The 22,224-nt window shown below is 69.1% G+C and carries 18 protein-coding genes and 2 tRNA genes; 7 read left to right on the top strand and 13 right to left on the bottom strand.

Annotation, left to right across the window (positions count from 1 at the left end; genetic code table 11):
- Window positions 1-14: 14 nt before the first annotated feature.
- The gene (locus QH168_RS06860; protein ID WP_280233627.1) at window positions 15-494 is read right to left on the bottom strand and encodes a hypothetical protein; all 480 of its coding nucleotides are present in this window, start codon (window positions 492-494) and stop codon (window positions 15-17) included.
- 275 nt (window positions 495-769) lie between these two features.
- On the opposite strand from QH168_RS06860, the gene QH168_RS06855 reads away from it, so the two are divergent.
- Complete coding sequence (locus QH168_RS06855; RefSeq protein ID WP_280233626.1) at window positions 770-1,489, top strand: MerR family transcriptional regulator; 720 nt, start codon at window positions 770-772, stop codon at window positions 1,487-1,489.
- A gap of 52 nt (window positions 1,490-1,541) precedes the next feature.
- Here the strand turns inward: QH168_RS06855 and QH168_RS06850 are convergent.
- Both QH168_RS06850 and QH168_RS06845 read right to left on the bottom strand, forming a co-directional pair.
- Window positions 1,542-1,615 (bottom strand) — tRNA-Pro (locus QH168_RS06850).
- Window positions 1,616-1,646: 31 nt separating this feature from the next.
- A tRNA-Gly gene (locus QH168_RS06845) sits at window positions 1,647-1,717 on the bottom strand.
- 404 nt (window positions 1,718-2,121) lie between these two features.
- Here QH168_RS06845 and QH168_RS06840 point away from each other — a divergent pair.
- Window positions 2,122-3,078, top strand: a complete 957-nt coding sequence (locus QH168_RS06840; protein ID WP_280233625.1) for a GGDEF domain-containing protein — start codon at window positions 2,122-2,124, stop codon at window positions 3,076-3,078.
- A gap of 88 nt (window positions 3,079-3,166) precedes the next feature.
- Here QH168_RS06840 and QH168_RS06835 read toward each other — a convergent pair whose 3' ends face one another.
- Complete coding sequence (locus QH168_RS06835; RefSeq protein ID WP_280233624.1) at window positions 3,167-3,964, bottom strand: Fpg/Nei family DNA glycosylase; 798 nt, start codon at window positions 3,962-3,964, stop codon at window positions 3,167-3,169.
- Window positions 3,965-3,980: 16 nt separating this feature from the next.
- Window positions 3,981-4,454 (bottom strand): ribose-5-phosphate isomerase, encoded by a 474-nt coding sequence (locus QH168_RS06830; RefSeq protein ID WP_280233623.1) that lies wholly within the window; start codon window positions 4,452-4,454, stop codon window positions 3,981-3,983.
- A 346-nt stretch (window positions 4,455-4,800) separates the two neighbouring features.
- On the opposite strand from QH168_RS06830, the gene QH168_RS06825 reads away from it, so the two are divergent.
- Window positions 4,801-5,772, top strand: coding sequence for a M48 family metallopeptidase (locus QH168_RS06825; protein ID WP_432421051.1), 972 nt, complete (start codon window positions 4,801-4,803; stop codon window positions 5,770-5,772).
- Between the two features lie 217 nt (window positions 5,773-5,989).
- Here the strand turns inward: QH168_RS06825 and QH168_RS06820 are convergent, their stop codons facing one another.
- The 3 genes from QH168_RS06820 to QH168_RS06810 all read right to left on the bottom strand — a co-directional run bounded on the left by QH168_RS06820 (window position 5,990) and on the right by QH168_RS06810 (window position 9,039).
- The gene (locus QH168_RS06820) at window positions 5,990-6,310 is read right to left on the bottom strand and encodes a WhiB family transcriptional regulator (protein ID WP_432421048.1); all 321 of its coding nucleotides are present in this window, start codon (window positions 6,308-6,310) and stop codon (window positions 5,990-5,992) included.
- Between the two features lie 139 nt (window positions 6,311-6,449).
- Entirely contained in the window at window positions 6,450-6,776 is a 327-nt protein-coding gene (locus tag QH168_RS06815; protein WP_280233621.1) for a hypothetical protein, read from the bottom strand.
- A gap of 106 nt (window positions 6,777-6,882) precedes the next feature.
- On the bottom strand, window positions 6,883-9,039 hold the full coding sequence (locus QH168_RS06810; RefSeq protein ID WP_432421050.1) for an ATP-dependent DNA helicase UvrD2: 2,157 nt from the start codon (window positions 9,037-9,039) through the stop codon (window positions 6,883-6,885).
- A 134-nt stretch (window positions 9,040-9,173) separates the two neighbouring features.
- On the opposite strand from QH168_RS06810, the gene QH168_RS06805 reads away from it, so the two are divergent.
- On the top strand, window positions 9,174-9,404 hold the full coding sequence (locus QH168_RS06805) for a mycoredoxin (RefSeq protein ID WP_163826458.1): 231 nt from the start codon (window positions 9,174-9,176) through the stop codon (window positions 9,402-9,404).
- A gap of 19 nt (window positions 9,405-9,423) precedes the next feature.
- Here the strand turns inward: QH168_RS06805 and nudC are convergent, their stop codons facing one another.
- Both nudC and QH168_RS06795 read right to left on the bottom strand, forming a co-directional pair.
- Window positions 9,424-10,326 (bottom strand): NAD(+) diphosphatase, encoded by a 903-nt coding sequence (gene nudC, locus QH168_RS06800; RefSeq protein ID WP_280233676.1) that lies wholly within the window; start codon window positions 10,324-10,326, stop codon window positions 9,424-9,426.
- Between the two features lie 42 nt (window positions 10,327-10,368).
- A complete protein-coding gene (locus QH168_RS06795) occupies window positions 10,369-11,439 on the bottom strand; it encodes a potassium channel family protein (protein ID WP_280233675.1) in 1,071 nt (356 codons plus the stop codon).
- Between the two features lie 242 nt (window positions 11,440-11,681).
- On the opposite strand from QH168_RS06795, the gene QH168_RS06790 reads away from it, so the two are divergent.
- Entirely contained in the window at window positions 11,682-12,092 is a 411-nt protein-coding gene (locus QH168_RS06790; protein WP_280233620.1) for a DoxX family protein, read from the top strand.
- On the opposite strand, the gene QH168_RS06785 is transcribed toward QH168_RS06790, so the two are convergent.
- Entirely contained in the window at window positions 12,061-15,435 is a 3,375-nt protein-coding gene (locus QH168_RS06785; protein ID WP_280233619.1) for an ATP-dependent helicase, read from the bottom strand. The genes QH168_RS06790 and QH168_RS06785 overlap by 32 nt on opposite strands.
- Window positions 15,432-19,646 carry a PD-(D/E)XK nuclease family protein gene (locus tag QH168_RS06780; protein WP_432421049.1) on the bottom strand — a complete coding sequence of 1,405 codons (4,215 nt, stop codon included), beginning with the start codon at window positions 19,644-19,646 and terminating at the stop codon, window positions 15,432-15,434. The genes QH168_RS06785 and QH168_RS06780 overlap by 4 nt, the downstream gene beginning before the upstream one ends.
- A gap of 181 nt (window positions 19,647-19,827) precedes the next feature.
- Here QH168_RS06780 and QH168_RS06775 point away from each other — a divergent pair, with 181 nt between their 5' ends.
- Both QH168_RS06775 and QH168_RS06770 read left to right on the top strand, forming a co-directional pair.
- Window positions 19,828-20,604: an alpha/beta fold hydrolase gene (locus QH168_RS06775; protein ID WP_280233617.1), complete on the top strand. Its 777-nt coding sequence runs from the start codon at window positions 19,828-19,830 to the stop codon at window positions 20,602-20,604.
- Window positions 20,604-20,915 (top strand): MGMT family protein, encoded by a 312-nt coding sequence (locus QH168_RS06770; RefSeq protein ID WP_280233616.1) that lies wholly within the window; start codon window positions 20,604-20,606, stop codon window positions 20,913-20,915. Before QH168_RS06775 ends, QH168_RS06770 begins: the two co-directional genes overlap by 1 nt.
- On the opposite strand, the gene QH168_RS06765 is transcribed toward QH168_RS06770, so the two are convergent.
- On the bottom strand, window positions 20,912-22,120 hold the full coding sequence (locus QH168_RS06765; RefSeq protein ID WP_280233615.1) for an FAD-dependent oxidoreductase: 1,209 nt from the start codon (window positions 22,118-22,120) through the stop codon (window positions 20,912-20,914). The two genes, QH168_RS06770 and QH168_RS06765, sit on opposite strands and share 4 nt — an antisense overlap.
- Between the last annotated feature and the right edge of the window lie 104 nt (window positions 22,121-22,224).

The following is a 22,224-nucleotide window of genomic DNA, read 5'->3' as shown; positions in this document are numbered from 1 at the left end:
TCTCCTACAACGTGTCAGGCAGGACAGCCACTGCCCGACGATCGGGGTCCACCCGTCCCCGTCGGCCGCAGCGGTCGACCGAGGACGAGATGGCGGCGCGGCGCGCCGGTACCGGATTCGATCCGGCTCAGACGTGGACCATTGCGGATGATCCGCATCGGACGCTTGTTGTCGAGTGCCGCGACACGATGCTTGTCCAAGTCGTCTACCACATGTCCGGACGCGTCGTACGCGGTTCCGGCCCAGATCATCGATCGCGGATAATCGCCACGGGCGATGAGCATTTCGGCCAGTTGCTTGCATTGAGCCAACACCGGGCAACCGCTACAGGTCTGGACCGCGGTCCGCCATGCCTCGGGCGTGCCCGCGTCCAGATCCCAGTTATCGGGATTGTCCGCACACAGCGGGCGTGCGGATGACCTGGCAGGAATGGTGGCGACCCGCGGTGCCGCGAGATCGTCGCGGTCGAGCAGATCGGTCCGAGCAGTAGTCATAACAATCTCCGGGAAGCCGAGGGCACGCCGATGACGACGCGTGTCCGTGGTCGCGCGAGCGCGCTGGGGGAGTCATCGGAGCTGCTCGACAGTCTCCGGAAACCAACTCGAAAGTCGGTCAATCGAACGTTAACCGACGGTTGGTCTAACAGCAAGCGAATCCGCCGCCAAGTAACGGGACGTTGATCAATTCTTTACGCTCCGTACCGCCATGTAACGGCACATTTCAGCACGGTCCGTTTTTCTACGGGCCTGATTGTGGTTTCCTAGTAGGTATGGCAGCAGAGGCGGAGTACACCATCGACGAACTGGCGCGGGTAGCCGATACCACCGTGCGCAGCGTGCGCGTGTACCACGAACGGGGGCTCTTGCCGTCCCCCGACGTGCGGGGGCGGATCGGGTACTACGGGTCCGACCACTTGAATCGGTTGCAGACGATCAGTCGCCTGCTCGGCCGCGGTATGAAGCTCAACGGCATCCGGGAACTGCTCGATGCCTGGGATCGCGGCGATGGTCTCGCCGATGTGCTCGGGGTCGTGGACCAGCCGTCCAACGAACCGTCGGATGCCCCCCGACCTGCGGATGATCCGCCCGACCGCGAGGCACCGCCGGAGCTACCGGACTATGTGAAGCAGGCCCTCGCGGCCAGCGACGATCCGCTCGACGCCTATCGGCTCACCAATCCGCGCTGCTGCGACCTCGCGACCCGGCTCAGCGATGCCGGGCTCCCGGTGGACACGACTTTCCAGTTCGTCGAGCGTTTGCGCGCCGACTGCGATCGCATCGCCGACCGGTACGCCGCCGAGGTGTTCTACCTGCTGGCCGGTCAGAGCTACGAGCAGTCCGGCCGCACCCCGAAGGACCGCACCAAGTTGGAGACCGATCTGGCCATCGCGCGGCTGATCGCCACCAGGGCCGCGTCCGAACTCATCGATCAGGCCTTCGCCCGGCATTCGGAACTACCCGCCGCACCGATAGCCACCGACGGCGGCTAGCCCACACGACACGAAGCCCCTGGCCATTGCATGGTCAGGGGCCTTTCCGATGTCGGGGTGACAGGATTTGAACCTGCGACCCTCCGCTCCCAAAGCGGATGCGCTACCAAGCTGCGCTACACCCCGTGGCCTCGCCAGGGCGAGAATTTTGCGTGAGAGCGGGTGACGGGAATCGAACCCGCACCATCAGCTTGGAAGGCTGAGGTTCTACCATTGAACTACACCCGCAGGCATACGACATCGATGGGATCGCCACGATGTCGTGTGCATCAGCGACTGTACCGAACTCGCCTGCGATAACGCCAATCAGCCCCTCGCCGGATACTCGGCAGGGCCTCCGGCGACCTTCGAGCTAACCAGAATTGATGTGTAACGCTGGCGCCCGCGCAGCGATCACATACCCGATCGGCCCGTGTTCGGCACCGAGAACTCGTTGCAGAACGCCGTTTTTCGAGGCCGATCGGCTTGCTAGGATCCTTTTTGCCGGACGGGGGTATCTGGAAAGGGGGCGGTGAGCGTGCACCCGACGAGGTGGACCATCCGCGTAGCAGTGAGAACGACCGTGGTGACGCCGGTGTCGGGCTCGGATCGGGGAGCCCGCGCGGAGTCGTCACCTGTGTCCGGTGAGCACCATGCCGGCTGAGGACCGACCACCGGTCGCCGAGACCGCACGGACATGGGCGCGTACGGTTTGCGCCCAGTCCGGTGTCGAGGCGGCGCCACAACAGCTGGAACCTGTTCTGATCGAGATCATCGAGCGCTTGCTCGAACTGGCCCGATCGGAACCGTTTCCCGTGCTGGAAGCCAGAATGCTCGGTGCGCGGCTGGCCGAGGCGCCACTGGAACGAATTCGTATGCTGGCGCAGGCCACCCGCACGTTGCTCGGTTTCCGCGCGGGTCCACCCGGATCGCTGGCCGCGACGCGGTGGCCGTTCGTGGCCAGCCAGGCCATCGACAGCTATGCCCAGGCGCTCCAGGAGCGTGCGCTCGCCCAGCAGGAGCAGCACATCTCGGCGGCCGTCTCGGTGCGGGTGCAGGAGATCGCCGCCCTACAGCATCGGCTGCGTCATGAGGCCACCCATGACGCGCTCACCGACCTGGCCAATCGCACGCTGCTACAGGATCGGGTGCGGTTGATGGCGGCCGATCCGAACCGCGGTGTCGGGCTGCTGTTGATCGATTTGGATCGGTTCAAGCAGATCAACGACGGCTACGGTCATGCCGTGGGCGACGAGGTGCTGGTGGATCTGGCCAACCGGCTGCGCGAGGTCTGCCCACCCGATACCGTCATCTGCCGTTACGGCGGCGATGAATTCGTGCTCGCCACCAATCCGCCCCGCAATACCCTCGGCGATCTCGCGCATCGCATCGTGGCCGCGCTCCGCGATCCGGTGTGGTCGTCGGCGGGGCCGGTGCCGGTATCGGCCAGCGTCGGCACCGCGTATTCACCGCCGGGCAGTCCGTGCGATTTCACCGATCTGCTGCGCCGCGCGGACCGGGCGATGTACTCGGCGAAGACCGCGGGCGGGCGCCGGTTCGCGCTCGCCGACGCCGACGAGGCGGAGATCGGCGCCGCCGTCGCCGGGTGAACGGGCCGACACGACAGCCGCGAATCACGCGACACGCGGATCGAATCGTCCGGGCCACAGCGGGAACGGTGAGTGGGCCACGCTCGGCTCAACTCGACTGACATGTGGGGCACCAGAAGAGATTTCGGCCCTCCAGCACCGAATGAGCAACCGGTGTACCGCAGATCCGGCAGGGCGCACCCGCCCGACGGTAGACGTAGGTGCGCGGGCGATCCGGCGCGTAGGACGGTTCGCCGTGATCGTGTTCCGGACGCACGACGTGCATCTTGCCGCGCCGCACCCCCACCCGCATCAGCTGCACCAGGTCGGCCCACAACGCTTCCCACTCATCGAGAGACAGCGCGGTGCCGGGACGCTGCGGTGCGATGCTGTGTCGATAGAGCACCTCGGCGCGGTAGACGTTGCCGACACCAGCGATGACCTGCTGGTCCATCAGCAGCGATCCGATCGGTCTGCGCGAGCGATGAATTCGCCGCCAGGCCCGCTCGGGTTCGGCGCCACGCCGCAGCGGATCGGGACCGAGCCGGTCGATCAGTGCACCGACCTCGGGCGCGGTCAGTACCTCACATGCTGTCGGCCCGCGCAGATCGGTACCGAATCCGGCTCCGGCCACACGCATCCGAACCTGACCGACCGGCTCCCCCATGGGGATGGCCGATTCGGTGAAGGTTCCGTACAACCCGAGATGCACATGCACGACCAGCCCGGATTCGTAGTGGTGCAGCAGATGTTTGCCCCACGCCTCCGACCGGACCAGGGCCTGCCGGTCCACCCGTGCCGCGCCATCGGCGAACTTGCCCTGCGGGCTCGATACCCGCACCACACCGCCTGCCAGCCGCTGCTGATGCAGCTTCGCCAGGCGGTGCAGCGTATGCCCCTCCGGCACTGTCGAATACGACCGTCTACTGGCCGGGCAGTGCCGGTGCGACGCCGGTCTTCTCGTATTCGGCCAGGATGTCGATGCGACGCTGGTGGCGCGCCTCGTCCGACCACGGGGTGCTGACGAAAGCGTCGACGATCGCGAGCGCCTCCTCGGTGGAGTGCATCCGGCCGCCGATGCCGATCAGCTGGGCATTGTTGTGCTCACGGGCGAGCTTGGCGGTCTCGACGCTCCACGCCAACGCACACCGCGCGCCGGGAACCTTGTTGGCCGCGATCTGCTCACCGTTGCCGCTGCCGCCGAAGACGAGGCCGAGGCTGCCCGGATCGGCGACGGTGCGCCGCGCCGCCTCGATGCAGAAGGCCGGGTAGTCGTCGAGCGCGTCGTATTCGAGAGCGCCGCAGTCGACGACCTCATGACCCGCCTGTTCGAGATGGGCCTTGACATGATTCTTCAGTTCGAAACCGGCGTGGTCGGCACCAAGGTATACGCGCATGGTGGAAATCCTATCCGCGACCAGATACGCCGCTGTCGAGGGTGGTGATGGGAGGTGGGGAGCACGTCCCGGCGCCGTCGAACCCGGTGTGTCGGTGGCCACAGCGAGCTTTCGACGCCGTCGGCGACCCGACCCGGCGGTGCCGGACTGAATAGAGTTGGCGACCATGCAACCGATCGATCCTCAGCCGCCGGAGCGTCCGCAGGCCGATCAGTCCGGGGGGCAGCCAGAGTGGTTGCGCAAGCAAGCGCCGCAGGGTTCCTCGTCCGGGCCCGAGCCGAGCGACGTGCCGCAGCCACCACCACCTGCGCCACCCACGGCATATCCCTCGGGCCCCTATCCGGGGATGCCCTATCCGGGCCACCACTCCCCCGGATATCCGGCCTACGGATCGGTCCCCGCTCCGCCCGCGGTGCCGCCGGGGCGGCAGCCGCGTGGGCTGTCCCCGTTCGGTATGCCCGCGCGACATCTGTGGGAGATCCCGCTGCTCACGGTGGTGGTGGCACTCACCGCGCTGGCGTACGTGTTGGCCGCGCTGCTGCTGGTGTTCGGCAATGTGAACGAATACATCCTGGCGCTGGTGTTCGCACCGATTCTGATCTGGTTCGGTCGAGGCGCGAACTACGCGACCCAGCGGGTCAACGGCGTGAAGATGTCGCCGACCCAGTTCCCCGAGGGGTATCGGCTGGTGCAGGAGGCCGCGGCACGCTTCGGTATGGCGAAGGTTCCCGATGCGTACGTGGTGCTCGGCAACGGTCAGATCAACGCCTTCGCCTCCGGTCACGGGTTCCGCCGCTTCGTGGTGGTCTACAGCGATCTGTTCGAAATCGGCGGCGCCGCCCGCGAACCCGACGCGCTGGCGTTCATCATCGGCCACGAGGTCGGGCATATCGCGGCCGGGCACACCTCGTACTGGCGCCAGCTCGGCATGTTCCTGGTGCCGTTCCTGCCGATCATCGGCAGCTCACTGATCCGCTCGCAGGAGTACACCGCCGACAATTACGGCTACTGCAACCGGCACGTAGGGGCACCCGCCGCGATGGGCACCCTCGCCGCGGGCAAGTACATGAACACGATGGTCGGCTTCGACGAGATGGCCGACCGGGCGGCGCAGGAGAAGGGTTTCTTCGTCTGGATCGTCAACGCCCTGTCCACGCATCCGGTACTGACCTGGCGGATGTGGGCGCTACGCGACCGCAGCAGGCACGGACGCCTCTTCTGGCGCCCGAGCCCGCCACCGCAGTTCCCACCACACCGTCAGGCCCCGTACGGTCCGTACGGCGAGATCCCGAGCCTGCCCCCGAAGCCGGTCGCCTGACCCCGACCAAAGACGTCGCCTGACTCCCCGACCAAGGACAACGGCAGGTCCACCCCAATTTTCGAGCGAAGCGAGACCGAGCCCCACAGTTCGCGGCCCGTCTCGCGTCTCCGCTACCGCTGCGCAAGCCGAAGGCAAGCAGCGGTAGCGGAGACGCGAGACCCCAAGGGGCCGCGAACACGCGCCGCCGCAGGCGGCGCAATCAAACACAGCCCGATCAAACACAAGCGACCTTGCGGGGGCGGCCACGGGGCCGCTTGCGGGCGATCACGACACCCTGGTCGAAGATCTCACCGCCCCAGACACCCCACGGCTCACGGCGATCCATGGCGGCGCTCAGGCAGCCCTTACGGATGGGGCAGGACGCGCACAGCGCCTTGGCCTGCTCCAACTGGACCGGGCTCTCGGCGAACCACAGGTCGGGGTCGCCTGCACGGCACGGCAGGGTGGTGGTGACCCCCTGGTCACGGGGAGCGGTTGCCACGGTTCGGCATGTCACGTCAGTAGTGGCCGTCGGCCAGCTCTCTGCGGTGAACACGTCGTTCTCCTTCAGCTCGTTTGCAGCGGTTCGGTGTCGTTCATTCGCGAAACCGGGGCTACCGGCTGAAGGGCCGGAGAAGAATGGCCACGGTTTCGCGTTGTGCGATCCGTGGCCAGGAGGTCGGGGAGAGAGTTCCCTACCTAGGTCGACATCTGTGTCGAGTCCTGATCACGGACGCTGGGTGTGCGTTGCGGAGGCGTGCTGCCAGCAGCTGCACCGGCTCGACACCGGTTTCAGCCGCGTAGGCGCCGACGGCTGCGGGTGCAGCGGCCAGATGCCAGCCAGCGCTTGGCTTGTCCTGCGGATCGATAAAAATCGGGGTGAGCGTGGTGTCCACGTGTGTGCCGAATGCACCGATGCCGGACAGACCGATCCCCTGCATGGCGAGGATCCCCCGGGAGGCAGAAACAGCCGACAAAGACACGTCGGTACCCATCACGTCGAATGCGGTGATGCTGTTCATTTCGTCTGCCTCCCTCCTGTACTCGTAATCCGTCTGAACTGGTCGCGCCGAGATACCCTCCCGGTGCGTGTATCCCACCGTATGCGATCTCGGAAGAACCGACAACCTATTTTCTACCTGCGGTTTTGTGATTCGATCCGGTGCGCGAGCGCACCAGTGCGATGACCTCGGCGCCGTACTGTTCGATCTTGCGTGGCCCGATGCCCGAAATCGCGGCGAGCGCGGCATCGTCGGCGGGTAGCTGTTCGGCGATGGCGGTGAGCGTCGTGTCGGTGAACACGCTGAACTCCTTCAACCGCTGATCCTGCGCCTTCTCCGCCCGCCACTCGTGCAGCGCGGCGAGCAGTTCGGCATCGAGTTCGGCGGGACAGCGGCGACAGCGGCCGAGCATTGTGGAGTAGGTGCCGATCAGCGGTTTGGCGCAGACCCGGCACAGCGGCCGGGTGCCGTCGGCGGACCGATCGGTCGACGGTGCGGCAATGCGCGAGGCCGGGGAATCGTCGGGGACCAGTCCGTTGAGGAAACGGGAGCGGCGCCGGGTGCGACGGCCGCCCGCATTGCGCGCCAGCGCCCACGACAGCCGCAGATGCTCGCGCGCCCTGGTGACGCCGACGTAGAGCAGGCGCCGTTCCTCTTCCAGGGCGGCCTGATCGGCGACGGACCCGTCATCGGCGAGGACATGCGCGATCGGCAGGGTGCCGTCGGAGAGGCCGACCAGGAAGGTGGCGTCCCATTCCAAGCCCTTGGCCGCGTGCAAGGACGCCAGAGTGACGCCCTGAACCGTCGGTGGATGCCTGGCCTCGGCGCGCGCGGCCAGCTCGCGCAACAAGCCGGGGAGGTCGAGGCGCTCGTCGTGGGTGGTGAGTTCCTCGGTGAGCTGGACCAGCGCGACCAGCGACGACCACTTCTCCCGCGCCTGCGCACCCGTCGGCTCGGTGGCCGTGAGACCGAGCGGGGCGAGCACGGCGCGGACCAGGGTGACCAGGGCGGCGCCGGTGCGGGCCTGATCGGGCAGGTCGTCGCGGGCGGCGGCCTGCCGCAATGCCTGCACGGCCTGGCGGACCTCGGCGCGGGTGAAGAAACCCTCGCCTCCGCGCACCTGGTACGGGATGCCGCGTTCGGTCAGCGCCTGCTCATAGGTCTCCGATTGCGCATTGATCCGGTAGAGCACGGCGATCTCGGCGGCGGGGGTGCCCGAGGCGATCAGTTCCGCGATATCGCGCGCGACGCCCGCCGCCTCCGCGGGAACATCGTCGTATTCGGCGAAGGTGGGCTCGGGGCCGTCGGCACGCTGACCGATCAGCTGCAATCGGGTGCCCGCGATACGTCCGCGGGCCATGCCGATCACCCGGTTCGCCAGCGACACCACCTGTGGTGTGGAGCGGTAGTCGCGTTCGAGTCGGATGACGGTCGCGTCGGGGAACCGGCGGGAGAAATCGAGCAGATGGGCGGGGCTCGCGCCGGTGAAGGAGTAGATGGTCTGGTTGGCGTCGCCCACCACGGTCAGATCGTCGCGCTCGCCCAGCCAGGCGTCGAGGACTCGCTGCTGGAGCGGGGTGACGTCCTGATATTCGTCGACGACGAAACAGCGGTAGCGGCCACGGAATTCGTCGGCGACGGCCGGATAGTCCTCGAGGGCCGCCGCGGTGTGCAGCAGCAGATCGTCGAAGTCGAGCAGCAATCCGTCCGGTGTGGTCTTGAGCGTTTCGTAACCGGTGTAGACCTGCGCGATCCGGTGCGCGTCGAACGGGGTGTCGCGGTGGTGGCGGCCGACGGCGGCCGGATAGTCCTCGGGGGCGATGAGCGAGGATTTCGCCCATTCGATCTCGCTGAGCAGATCGCGCACGCTCTCGGTGCCCGATGGCAGCCCCGCGCGGTGGGCGGCCTGCGCGACCACCGGGAACTTGCTGTCGAGCAGCCGCCACGGCACATCGCCGACGACCTGTGGCCAGAAGTAGCGCAGCTGACGGAGCGCGGCCGCGTGGAAGGTGCGCGCCTGCACCTGGTTGGCGTCACCGCCGAGACCCAGTGACCGCAACCGTCCGCGCAACTCCCCCGCCGCCCTGGCGGTGAAGGTCACCGCGAGCACCTGATCGGCCTTGACCTGCCCGGCGGCGACCAGATGTGCGATCCGGTAGGTGATGGTCCTTGTCTTGCCGGTGCCCGCGCCGGCGAGCACACACACCGGGCCGCGTGGCGCCCGCACGGCGGCGGCCTGCTCGGGGTCGAGTGCGGTGAGGTCGAGTGCGGGCACGCGGTCCATCATGACAGCGTGCACCGACAGCGGGGTGTCGGCCACGGCGCGCACGGCTGCGGTCGCTTCCGGTAGACCGGCGGAACAGGAACGGCGTATCGGACGTTGCACGATCCGTGACCGAGCAGAACCCTGATCTGACGATGTACTCGACGACCTGGTGCGGCTATTGCCGCAGGCTGAAGAAGCAGCTGGACGAGGCGGGTATCACCTATGCCGAGATCGATATCGAGCAGGACCCCGCGTCCGCCGAGTTCGTCGGCAGCGTCAACGGCGGCAACCATGTGGTCCCGACGGTGAAGTTCGCCGATGGTTCGACCGCGACCAATCCGTCGCTGGCCCAGGTCAAGCAGGCACTGGCCGCCATCTCCTGACCGACTCGACTCGCCGCGCTCAGTCGAGCGCGGCCCAGGATTCCACGATGGTCCTGGCGATCGAGATCGAGCCGGGCAGCAACAGCCGGGTATCGGCCGAGCGGGACGACCAATCGCCCGCGGCCAGCGCCGCGCGCACTTCGGCGCGGGTGAACCAGTGCGCGTCGGCGATTTCGCCATCGGAGAAGACCAGTGGCTGATCCGGGTCGGCGGCCGCGCTGAACCCGAGCATCAGCGAACGCGGGAACGGCCACGGCTGGCTGCCGAGGTACTGGATATCGCCCACCTCGAGGCCGACCTCTTCGCGCATCTCCCGCTCGACGCAGCGTTCCAGCGATTCACCCGCCTCGACGAATCCGGCGAGCAGCGAGAACAGCGTCTCCGGCCAGCTGTGCTGACGAGCGAGCAGCGCCCGATCGCCGCCATCGTGGATCAGACAGATCACCGCGGGGTCGATGCGCGGGAACTCCTCGAACCCGGCTTCGGTGGCGCGTGACCAGCCGCCCTTGACCGCTACGGTGGGGGTGCCGTCGGCCGCGTGGAACGCGGCCTTGTCGTGCCAGTTCAGCAGGGCCAACGCCGAGGACAGCAGACCGGCGGTGAAATCGTCGACGGTCGCGGCCATGGCGCGCAGATCGAGCAGCGATCCGGCGAGTTCGGCATCGCGCACGGCCCACAGGTGCACACCATCGGCGATACCGAGGAACACCGCCGCCGGATCCGGTTCGGCGGCCAGCTCGACCGCCGCGTCGAAGACCAGCGTGCCCTCGGCGAAGCGCACCTGGCCACGCCGGTTGATCCGCAGCAGCTTGGCGGTGGACCAGCCCTCTTTCAATGCCTGCGGGTCGGCGCGCACCTCCTCGGCCCGGTCGACGGCGGAACGGGAAAGCAGCGGAACGCTGTTGAGCTGGAATGCCACGATCCCGAGCTTAGTGGAGTGCGGACGGGGCGCAGCGGGGTGTCGTCAGCGGCCCGCGCGGCGCAGATACAGCAGTTTGTCGCCGTGATCGAGGGCGTCGACCTCCGGTTCGCCGACCCGGATCAACTCACCCGCGCGCACCACGCCGAGCACGATATCGCTGAGGTGGCGCGGGGAGCCGCCGACCTCGCCGGGCTCGACCTCGCGTTCGGCCACCGCGAAGCCCTGCTCCGGGGTGAGCAGATCCTCGATCATCTCCACCACCGTCGGTTTGGTGGTCGCGATGCCGAGCAGCCGGCCCGCGGTCTCGGAGGACACCACCACCGAATCGGCGCCCGATTGCCGCAGCAGATGGGTGTTCTCGGCTTCCCGGATGGAGGCGACGATCTTGGCGCTCTTGGTGAGTTCGCGCGCGGTCAGCGTGACCAGTACGGCGGTGTCGTCGCGGTTGGTGGCGACCACGATCGAGGAGGCGTTCTGCACACCGGCCAGCCGCAGCACATCCGACTGCGAGGCCGAGCCGTGCACGGTGACCAGACCGGCGTTGGCCGCGGCTTCCAGGGCCAGCGAGTCGGTATCGACCACGACGATCTCCGAGGGCGACGCACCGTCACCGAGCATGGCGTCGATCGCGGTGCGGCCCTTGGTGCCGTATCCGATGACGACGGTGTGATTGCGCACGCTGTGCCTCCAACGCTGAATCTTGAATGCCTGGCGGGACCGTTCCGTCAGCACGCTGAGCGTGGTGCCGACGAGCACGATGAGGAACAGCACGCGCAGTGGGGTGATGACGATGATGTTGATCAGCCTGGCCGTCGGCGTGATCGGCGAGATATCGCCGTATCCGGTGGTCGACAGCGACACCGTCGCGTAGTACAGCGCGTCGAGGAACGACAGCGGGTTCTCCGAGGCATCGCGGTAGCCGTCGCGGCCGATGAACACCACCAGGGCGGCGCCGAACAGCAGCGCGATGGCGAACAGCACCCGGCGCGTCAGCGAGGTCCACGGGCTGGTCTGCACCTCGGGAATGCGCAGCACACCGACGAGAGCGAAGTCGGGTTTATCGGTGATCCGCCCGAACCCACTGCGCGCGCGGTCACCCAGATCATCGAGCAATGCGCTCACCGGTCCTTGATTCCCCGGTACCGATTCCGCCCGAATTCCACGGCTGCGGCCTTGTTTCACCCTCCGGCACAGGACGGGAGCCTACCCCGTGACCGCGCGGGGCGACGGCGTCGACGCGGGAGTACGGCCCGGATGTCACTACCGCAGGCGAGCGCGGAGGTGGGCGGCGCACGAACGCGGTGCGGTCGAAGCCGCCGGGACATCGCGCGGAAAGAGCGGCTTAGAGTGGGCGCATGGCAGTTTCCTCGTCCACCGAACCCGATACCAGCCAGAAGCCCGCGCTCGTGATGGCCGCCGCGCTGTTCGGGATGGGTGTGCTGCATTTCGTGGTGCCGAAGCCGTTCGATTCGATCGTGCCGCCCAAGCTGCCCGGTCGCGCCCGCGGCTATACCTACGCCTCGGGGGTCGCCGAACTCGGTGTGGCCACCGCGCTGGCCGTACCGCGCACCCGGCGCCTCGGCGGACGGCTGGCCGCGGCGCTGTTCATCGCGGTGTTCCCGGCGAATGTGCAGTTCGCGGTGGATTCGGTGGGCAGTTCGAAGGCCGGGTGGCCGGTGAAGCTGATCTCGGTGCTGCGGTTGCCGTTGCAGATTCCGATGATCACCACGGCGCTCACGGTGAGTCGTCGGGCGCCGCGGAACTGATCAATTCGGTCAGCTCGCTCGTGCCGGGTAGATCGGCGGGCGCGACGGTGCGACCGGTGCGCACGTAGTGGAACGCGGCGCCGATCCGATCGAGCAGTTGCTCCGGGTCCGCGCCGGTGCGCGCCGCCATCAACCGGGCCCAGGCCAGGCGATACACGGCCAACTGCACGGCGACGGCGGGCTCATCGGCGGCATTCGGTTCGGCGCCGGTCTTCCAGTCGAGTACGGTCCACCGGCCGTCCGGCTCGGCGAACACCGCGTCCATCCGGCCCCGGATGACGGTGCCGGCGATGGTCGTCTCGAAGGGGACCTCCACCTCGACAGGGCTGCGGTGGGCCCAGCGCGAGGACAGGAACGACTCCTGCATGCGGGCCAACTCGGCGTCGGCACTGTCGACGGTATCGGCGGCGCCGGGTAGTTCGTCGAGGCCGAGCAGTCGATCGGCGGCGAACCAGCGTTGCACCCAGGCGTGGAAGGCGGTGCCGCGACGGGCCAGCGGATTCGGCGGATACGGCAGCGGACGACGCAACCGCGCCGCAAGTCTGCCCGGATCGGCCCGCAGCTCCACCAGCGCCGTCGCGGGCAGTCTGCTGGGCAGTTCCACTTCCTCGGTGACGGCATCGGCACCGCGGTGTTCGGCGAGCAATGCCTCGACATCGGCGGCCCAGCCGTCGGGGTCGTCGTCCTCGGCGTCCTCCGGCGCGGCACCGGCCGATGGGTCCGCGGCCAGTTCCGTCATGGCGGTGCGCACCAGCCGGGCGCCCTGTTCTATCGGGTCGCGCCGCCTGCCGAGCGGGTCACGCGGCCAGCGCGCGGTGGCAGGGTTGTCGGTGAACGGGTTGACCGCCTCGGGGTCCGGCGGATCGTCCCAGCGGGCGAGCTCGGCCACGGCGTTGGCGGGGCTGCCCGGGTCCTCGTTCGCCTGTTTCAGTTCGAGCAGGAACTCCGACGGCCCTTTGAGCGAGGCGCTGGTGTCGGACCAGTAGTGACCCGAAACCAGCAGTACCCGTTCGGTTCTGGTCAGGGCGACATAGAAGAGTCTGCGGTCCTCGTCGAGACGGCGGCGGTCGAGGGCGGCCTTGTGGTCCTTGATGGCGCGGTCCAGATCGGATCGGTCGTAGAGGTCGGTCAGGTCGAGCACCGGCACGCCGTCGGCGCCGTCGTCGTCGCGGGCGCGGTCACCGCGCAGGGTGGTCGGCAGTTCGGCGAGGGCGCCGAGCCAGCTCCCGGAGGCCTTGCCCGACGGGAAGACATCGCGCACCACATGCGGCACCACGACGATCTCCCATTCCAGTCCCTTGGCGGCGTGCACGGTCAGCACCTGCACCCGGTCTTTCGCGACCTCCACCTCCCCCGGTTCCAGCCCGTTCTCCACCGATTCGGCGGCGGTGAGGAAGGCGAGCAGACCGCTGAGCGAGGCGCCGGAATCACCGGCATAGCCGGCGACGACCTCGGCGAAGGCATCCAGATGTTCGCGCCCGGCCCCCGCACCGGACATGGCGCGTCTGGCCTGGGTCTCCACTCCGACGCCGATGGTGCGTTCCACATCGGCGACCAGCTCCGTCAGCGGTTGGCCGCTGCGTTCGCGCAGGGCGGCCAGTTCGCGACCCAAGGCCACGATGCGCCGGTACCCGTCGGCCGAATACTGTTCCGGCGGACCGGGGTCGGCGATGGCATCGGCCAGTCCGGCCTGTTCGGCCGGTTCGGGGGCGACCTCACGCAGCGCGACGGCCAGCGCGGCGCCATCGGTGATATCACCGGTGCCCGCCGTACCGCGACCGATCGACAGATTCCTGGCCCGCTGGGCGAGCGCGGACAGATCCGAGACGCCGATCCGCCAGCGCGCACCGGTCAGGATGCGCACCGCCGCACTGCCCGCGCCGGGTTCGGCGATCAACCGGAGGGTGGCGACGATATCGGCGACCTCCGGCGTGGCAAGCAGCCCGCCGAGACCGACGATCTCCACCGGCAACCCCTGCTCACGCAGCGCTTCGGCGATGGGTGCGGCATCGGCGTTGCGGCGCACCAGGACCGCGGAGGTCGGTGGTTGCTCCCCCGCGTCGTGGCGTGCGGCCCAGTCGGCCGCGATCCGGGTGGCGAACCATTCCCGTTCCTCGACGACGGTGCCGGTGAGCGCGAACGCCACCTCCCCCGGTTCGGCGGCGGGTTTGGCGCGCAGCGCGTCGACGGTCACCCCGCCGCCGTCGATGGCCTTGCGGCGCAGGGGTTCCGCGACCAGGTTGGCCAGAGCGAGCGCTTCGGGCGGATTCCGCCAACTGGTCAGCAGCGACAGCGTCGGCGCGGGAACACCCGGTGCGGCGGGGAAGTCGGTGGCGAAACGCGGCAGATTCGCGGCCGAGGCACCACGCCAGCCGTAAATGGATTGCATGGGGTCACCGACCGCGGTGACGGCGGGCCGCGCACCGGGCCCGTGCCCGCCGTACAACGCGGCGAGCAGGATGCGCTGGGCATGGCCGGTGTCCTGATATTCATCGAGCAGGACCAGCCGGAAACGGGCGCGTTCGGCGGCGCCGACCTCGGCGTGCTCGGCCGACAACCGTGCGGCCAGCGACATCTGCGCACCGAAATCCAGTGCGCCACGCCGTCGCAACGCCTCCGCCAGATGCCGCACCAGCGGCAGCAGCGCCACCCGTTCGCGCTGCACTCTCAGTATCTTCAGCAGTTCCTGGCTCGGCCCACCGCGTTGGCGCGGTCCCGCGGGCAGCGTATGGACCAGCTTCTCCAGTTCGGTATGCGCCTCGGCCAGCTCCTCCGGTTCCACCAGATGCTCGGCCAGCTGCCCCGACAGCGCCAGCACCGCCTCGGTGACCGATACGGGCGTGCGTTCGGTGTCGAGATCACCGTCCCAGCTGCGCACCACCTGATGGGCCAGCTGCCACAGTTGGGTTTCGGTGAGCAGCGTCGCCGACGGCTCCACCGGCAGCAGCAGACCGTGTTCGGTCAGCAGTCGGCCCGCATAGGAGTGGTAGGTGCTGATCTCGGGCTCCGCACCGGCCAGCGATGCACGCAACCCGCCGGACGGATCGAGTTCACGCAGCAGCGGCGCACCCGCCAACCGGGCCAGGCGGGTGCGGATACGGGTGGTCAGCTGCTGCGCCGCTTTCCGGGTGAAGGTCAGGCCGAGGACCTCATCGGGCAGGACGAGTCGATTGGCCACCATCCAGACCACCCGTGCGGCCATGGTCTCGGTCTTGCCCGCACCCGCACCCGCGACGACCAGCGTCGGACCGGGCGGCGCCGCGATCACCGCGGCCTGCTCATCGGTGGGCGGGGGCAGGCCGAGCGCCTCGGCGAGCTGCCACGGCGTGACCCGCGCGCTCATTCGTCGGTCACCTGACGTCCGGTGTCCTGGACCGGGCAGCTGCTCGCGACGGCGCAGTGGCGGCAGCCGTCATTGCGCATGGCGAGATAGCTCGGCCCTCTGGTCGCGGCGGCGGCCTCGTGGATGGTGCCGCGCCAGATGTGCAGGGCCTCGCCGTCGAGCGGCTGCTGGGTGCGCTGGGTGGCGCCGTCGCGGGCGCTGGGTTTGGCGACGTAGACGAGGCGGGCGCCGCCTGGTTCGCCGAGTTCGAGGGTCGAGTGGGGCGCGTCGATGAGGTCGCGGCCTGCGGCGAATTCGCGCGAGCCGGGCTCCGCGCCGGGGGCACCGTCGGCGAATGTGGAGCCGTCGCGCACGGCGGGATCGTCCGGCAGGTCGGCGCGGTTCTCCTCGGCCGCTGCGTCGCCCGATTCGCCTCGCGCACGGTCCGACTCGCTCGACACGGCGTCGAGCGCGCCGAAGGCGGCGGCGACCTGGTAGGTGGCCAACTGTGCGTGGTCTTCGACGGCCTTGGCCGAGACCGGGGTCTTACCGGTCTTCACATCGACGATGACGAAGCGGCCCTGCCCATCGCGTTCGAGCCGATCGACCCGGCCGCGGATGCGGACCGGGGGCTCGTCGTCGGTGCGTGGCGGCAGCACACAATCCACCGGCACCTCGATACCGACCTGGGTGAGTTCACCGCGGGTGTTGTCGACCCAGGCCAGGAAGGTCTCCAGCATGGCCTCGGTGCGGCGACGCTCCTGCCGGGAATGCCAACCGCCGTCGCTGTCGACCGACTGCCATACCGCCTGGAGCGCGGCCCGCACCTGGGCGGTCGGCACCTTCCCGGCCAAGGCCTGGACCAGGGTGTGCACCAGGTTGCCCTTGACCGCGTGCGGGTTGTCGCCATCGGTGCCACCGTGCCGTTCCAGCGCCCAGCGCAGCGGGCAGGTGCGCAACAGTTCCACCGTCGACGGTGACAGCGCCACCGCGGATTCGTCGTCGTCCCACAGCGGCTGTTCGGTACTGAGTTCGGCGGTGCCGTACCAGTCGGCGGGGTCGGTGCCGCGCACACCCGCATCCGCCAGGCGGGCCAGATGACCGGCGGCGCGGCGTCTGCGGTCGGGATCGGCTTCGGGATCGCAGACCACACCGCGCAATTCGGCCACCAGCGAACCCATGACCAGCGCACGACCCGGATCGGCGACCGGTAACGCGCCGGGTTCGCCGTCCTCGTCGTGGCCGAGCATTTCGGCGAGGAACCGCGACGGCACCAGATCACGATCACCGGTCACCGATTCCACCGCGGTGACCAGCAGCGATCGACGCGCCCGACTGCACGCCACCAACAGCAGTCGGCGTTCCTCGGCCAGGATCGGAGCCGCCCGGCTGACTCGTTCACCCTCGGTGAGCACGCCCGCGGCGACATCGACCAGATCCTCGGTGTGCAGCAGCGTGCCGCGCGGACGTGGGTCCGGCCAGATCCCCTCCTGCACACCGGCGACCGCGACCACATCCCATTCCCGGCCAGCAGCGGCATGCGCGCTGAGCAGTTCCACCGCCTCGACGGGATTGGTACGCACCGCGGTGTCGTGCGGGATCTCCTGGTGCAGCAGGTATTCCACGAAGCCCTCGATACCGGCGCGCGGCAGCCGGTCGACGTAGGCCGCGGCGGCGTCGAACAACGCGACCGCCGCATCCAGATCGCGGTCGGCCTGCGCGCCCGCCGCACCGCCGCGTTCGGACTGCGCCACCCAGCGCCGCTCCAACCGCGACCCGGTCCACAGCGCCCACAGCACGTCCTCGAGCCCGCCACCGCGGCGCCGCGCCTTGCGCGCTCGCTCCAACGCGGTCAGCACCCGCCGCAGCGGGGCCGCTTCGACTTCGGTGAGACCGGCGACCATTCGCGGGTCGCCCGTGCCGAGCAGCAGCTCGCGCAGGACCTCGGCGGAGGATTGTTCCGACGGGGCGCCAGCGGGGGCTGTCATGGAGATGGCAGAGATGGCGGCGGACGGGTCATCGGCGTCGGCAACAGACTGCGTGGCATCGAATTCCGTCGAGCTGTTGGGGTCGAAAGGCTCGTGGACATCGCCGGAACCGTTGTCCCTTGGCAGGTCTCGGTCGCCCAGCGGGTTCTCGGGTGCGGCGAGTTCGGATTGATCCGAGAGTTGCGCAGCGTCGGGTTCGGCGACGTCGTCATCGCGGGTCGTGAGTCCGTAACGATCTTCTTCGCGATCGAGTGGGTCGACATCGATGCCGTACCAATCGGCGTCGGCCGACATTCGTGCGGCCTGTTCGATCGTCCATTCGGGGGTGATATCGGCGTCGGCCGGGTCCGGTGGCGGGAGGGTGTCGTCGGGTTCCGGGGCCAGGTCGTCGACGGGGTCTGTTGGTGCGGAAAGGTTGTCGTGGTCGGTTCCGGCAGCCGCAAGAGGAGCGTCGGCGGCGCGGGTGGCCGTGCTGCGTTCCAGGTCGAGGGCGGTGCGTCGGATACCGCGGCGCAGACGGCGCAGGGCGATCTGGTCGGCGCCGCCGAGCGGGCCGGACAGCAGATCGAGGGCGTCGTCGGGGGTGAACATCGCCTCGTGCCGGTGCGGACCCGTCAGCGAATCGGCGCCGGTGGCCGCCTCCGCGGCGAGGATGGCCCGCAGTGCGGACAGCATCCACGCCGCGCCACGCCTGCGGGCCAGCGGCGTGTCGAGTGCGGGCCTGCGCACCGGAACACCGGCGGCGAGCAGTGCGCGACGCAACGGCGGCAGCGACAGCGGCACCGAGCGCACCACGACCGCCATCCGCGACCACGGCACACCATCGGTGAGATGGGCACGGCGCAGATGGTCGGCGATCAACGCGGCCTCCTTGGCCGGAGTGGCGAGCACCCTGACCCGTACCTCGGCACCGTGGTCCGGCGTGGGGTCGGCGTGGCCGGGTCGTGGCCGCTGCGGTGCGCTACCGGGCAGCCTCGCGGCGATCCGGGCGACCGTCAGCGATACCGCGGGCACCGAACGATGATTGTCGCGCAACACGATTCGCCGTCGGTCGGGCACGTCCAGCTCGAGCAGGAAGCGCGAATCCGCACCGCGGAATGCGAACACACCCTGGTCGGGATCACCGGCGACCACGGTGACCGCCGCGCCCGCGCTCAACACCCGAACCAATGTCGCGGCCTGTGGATCCAGATGCTGGGCATCGTCGACCAGCAGATAGCGCAGCCGATCACGTTCGGCGGCCAGCAGCTCGGCGTCGGTGGCCAGCGCGTCGAGGGCCGCGCCGACCAGTTCGGCCGCGTTCAGCGCGGGTGCGGATGCTTCCGGCGCCGCCACACCCACCGACCAGCGCAGCAGCATCGACTGCTCATACCGCGCCGCGAACCGTCCAGCCGCGATCCATTCCGGCTTGTCCCGCCGGCGGCCGAGCGCGATCAGATCTTCCGGCCCGAGACCACGCTCGGTGGCCCGCAACATCAGATCGCGCAACTGATCGGCGAAACCGGCCAGCCCGAGCGCGGGATGCAGCTTCTGCGGCCAGAGATCGACCGCGCCCTCGGCGATATCGATCAGATCCCCCCGCAGCATCTCCCGCAGCACGGCGTCCTGTTCCGAACCGGTCAGCAGTCGCGGGGGCGGATTGCCGTGCGCGACGGCGTGTCGACGCAGGACGGAGAAGGCGTAGGAGTGGATGGTGCGCACCAGAGGCTCCCTGGTCGCGCCGGGAACACCGACCAAGTGGGGGTGGGTGGCATCGACATCCGGTCCAGCAGCCGTGGCCGCGCGATCCGGTCCGGCTGCCGACCGCACGCCGTGCCGATCGGCTGCCGAGACCGCGCGCCCAACCGTCGCGGGAGGTGCGTCGACTCGACCGTTATCCGGTTCCGTGTCTCCCCTATCAAGGGCCGCATCCAGTTCCCCGAGGTCGAACAGCCCTGCCTCGTCCCACATCGCGTCCGGATCGGGAGGTGGTTCGAACAGGTCGTGGTCCGGATCGGTGATGGCCGCGTCGGGAACTTCCGCGACCGGCGTCGACAGCCGGGCGGTGATCGCGTCGCGCACCGCGGCGGCCGCGTTCTTGGAGTGCGCCAGTAGTAGCACCGATTCCGGGTCGTCGCCTGCGGCGATGCGATCAGCGGCCAGGTCGACCAGCAGCGAGGTCTTACCGGTGCCAGGCCCACCGAGTACCTGCCACACTCCGGTGCCGGGGCGGGCCGCGACGGGATCGGCGGCGGTGGTGAACAACGCGCGGACGTCGGCGCCCCAGACCCTTGGTCCGGGCGCCGCCACCTTCCGGCGAACCAGCCGCACCGCGTTATCCGATCGCACCACGTGGGCTATTGCAACAGACGAGGCCGACACACCCGGTGGCGGCGCCGCGCCGCCTGGTGCTGCGGCCGATTCGGACAACCGTCAAAATGTCACCGTGTCCCCTCTCCATGTGCACCGTTTCGGCCCGCGCACCGGCCCGGTGATGCTCGCCCTGCACGGTGTGACCGGGCACGGCGGACGCTGGGCCGATCTGGCCGAACGATTCCTGCCCGATATCCGCATCATCGCCCCCGACCTGCGCGGACACGGTCGTTCCACCTCGCTGCCGCCCTGGAATTTCGAGACGATCGTCCAGGATGTGGTGGAGGTGCTGGCCGCGGAGACCGATGAGCCGGTGGTGCTGGTCGCGCATTCGTTCGGCGGGGCCTGCGCCCTGCACCTGGTGCGCCACCACCCGCAACTGGTGCGCGAGCTGATCCTGCTCGATCCTGCCATCGCCCTCGACCCGACCCGGCTGCACGAGATCGCCGTGTCGACGCTGGCCTCACAGGACTACGACGATGTCGAGCAGGCGCGGATGGACAAACTGCACACCGGCTGGGGCGATGTCGCGCCCGAGTTGTTGCAGGCCGAACTGGACGAGCATCTGATGCCCACCGCGAACGGGCGGGTCGGCTGGCGTATGAGCCTGCCCGCGATCAACTCGTACTGGGGCCAGCTCGCCCGCCACTACGTGCTGCCGCCGCAGGACCTGCCGACCGTGCTGGTGCAGGCGATGAAGGTCGACCCGCCGTTCGTCACACCGGAGTTCCGCGAGGCGCTCACCGCACATATGGGCAGCCGTCTGACGGTGCGGGAATGGGACTGTGACCATATGGTCGCCCAGGCCATGCCCGCCGAGACCGCGGCGCTCATCCGCACGGTGCTCTGATGCCCACCTCCGATGCCGAGATCGAACGCGTCCGCGATCTGGTGGCGGCGATTCCACCCGGCCGGGTGGCCACCTACGGCGATATCGCCGCGGCGGCCGGTCTGTCCACGCCGCGCACTGTCGGCTGGATCATGCGCACCGACTCCGCCGATCTGCCCTGGCATCGCGTCCTCGGCGCGGCGGGCCGTCCGGCGCCGCATCTGGCGGGCAAGCAATTGCGACTGCTCGCCGCCGAGGGCGTCCCGGTGCACGACGGCCGCGTGGATCTGCGCGCCGCGCGCTTCGTCTTCCCGGACGGCCCGGCCCGCTAGTTGTTGGCGCGTTGGATGGAGCGTTGGACCAGGCCGCGGATGCCGGGCAGGGTGATCGCGCGGAGCATCAGTTCACCGGCCAGCACCTGAGCGCGTGACGACGGGGCGAACCGAGCCATACCTCTGCGGGCCAACGCCTGTCGTTTGCGTACTTCCGGACGCAACGCGGTCTCCCACGCCTCGAGTGCGGCCGGAATGTCATCGCCGTGTTCCGCGACGGCGTCGCCGAGCCGGTCGGCGCCATCGAGGGCAAGCGCCGCACCGTAGCCAGCGAATACGGTGACGCACCAGGCGGCATCGCCGAGCAGCACGACACGCCCGCGGCTCCAGCGGTCCATGACGATCTGACCGACGGAGTCGAAATAGGCGGCGGCAGGGTCGGCCTCGAGTCGGCCGAGGGCATCGGCGACGCCGCCACCGAGATCGCCGAACGCTCGAACGAGCGCGGGCGCAGCACCGAGAGCCAGTTCGGCCTCGGTATCGGCGCAGCGGTAGGTGAAGAACGCCGAGGACCGTTGCGGACCGAGGTTCATCACCGCCGCAGTCCGCCCCGGTCCGATGAAGGTGGTACCAACACCTTCCGGCACATGCTCGGGAACCGCGTCGAGCGGGAAGGCTCCGACCATATGGCCGAGGTCCTCGAAGTATTCGTGCTCGGTGCCGAAGACGAGTTCGCGGATCCGGGAGTGCACGCCATCGGCACCGATGAGCAGTTCCGCCTGGTGATGGGTGCCGTCATCGAGCACGGCCGCGACCCCGTCGGCGCGCTGGGTGATCGCTCGCACGGTGGTGCCGAAACGGATGTCGACGAGGTCGGCCACCGCGTCGTACAGGGCCGACTCCAGATCGCCACGGAACAGGCTCAGCGCTCGAGCCCCGACGGCGGCCTCGGCGACCGCGGCCGGGATCGCGAACTTCTCCCTGCCGTCCGCGTGCACCAGGACCGAGGTGAAGAAACCGATATCCCGCGGGGTCAGCGCCGGTACGAGTCCGAGGCGCTCGGCGGCATCGTAGCCGGGGCCGTGCAGGTTCACCAGGTAGCCGCTGCTGCGGCGGGCGGGCGCACGCTCGATCACGAGGACGTCCCAACCTTGCCGGTGCAGCCGTGCGGCGGTCGCCAGACCGGCGATGCCCGCACCGACCACCAGTGCGCGTCTGCGCCGTGTTCCGGCGCCGTGTCGCGCCGCGTTCTCGATCTCTGCCATGGCTACTCCTCGGATCGGTCCGTCGTCAGCGAGGGGCGGTTCGGTACATCCCTCGACCGACGTCAACCATAGGTTGACGACACTTCATCGTCAACCCGTGGTTG

This window comes from Nocardia cyriacigeorgica, assembly GCF_029868385.1.
Classification (GTDB): Bacteria; Actinomycetota; Actinomycetes; order Mycobacteriales; family Mycobacteriaceae; genus Nocardia; species Nocardia cyriacigeorgica_F.
This window is presented reverse-complemented; position numbering and strand designations above follow the sequence as displayed.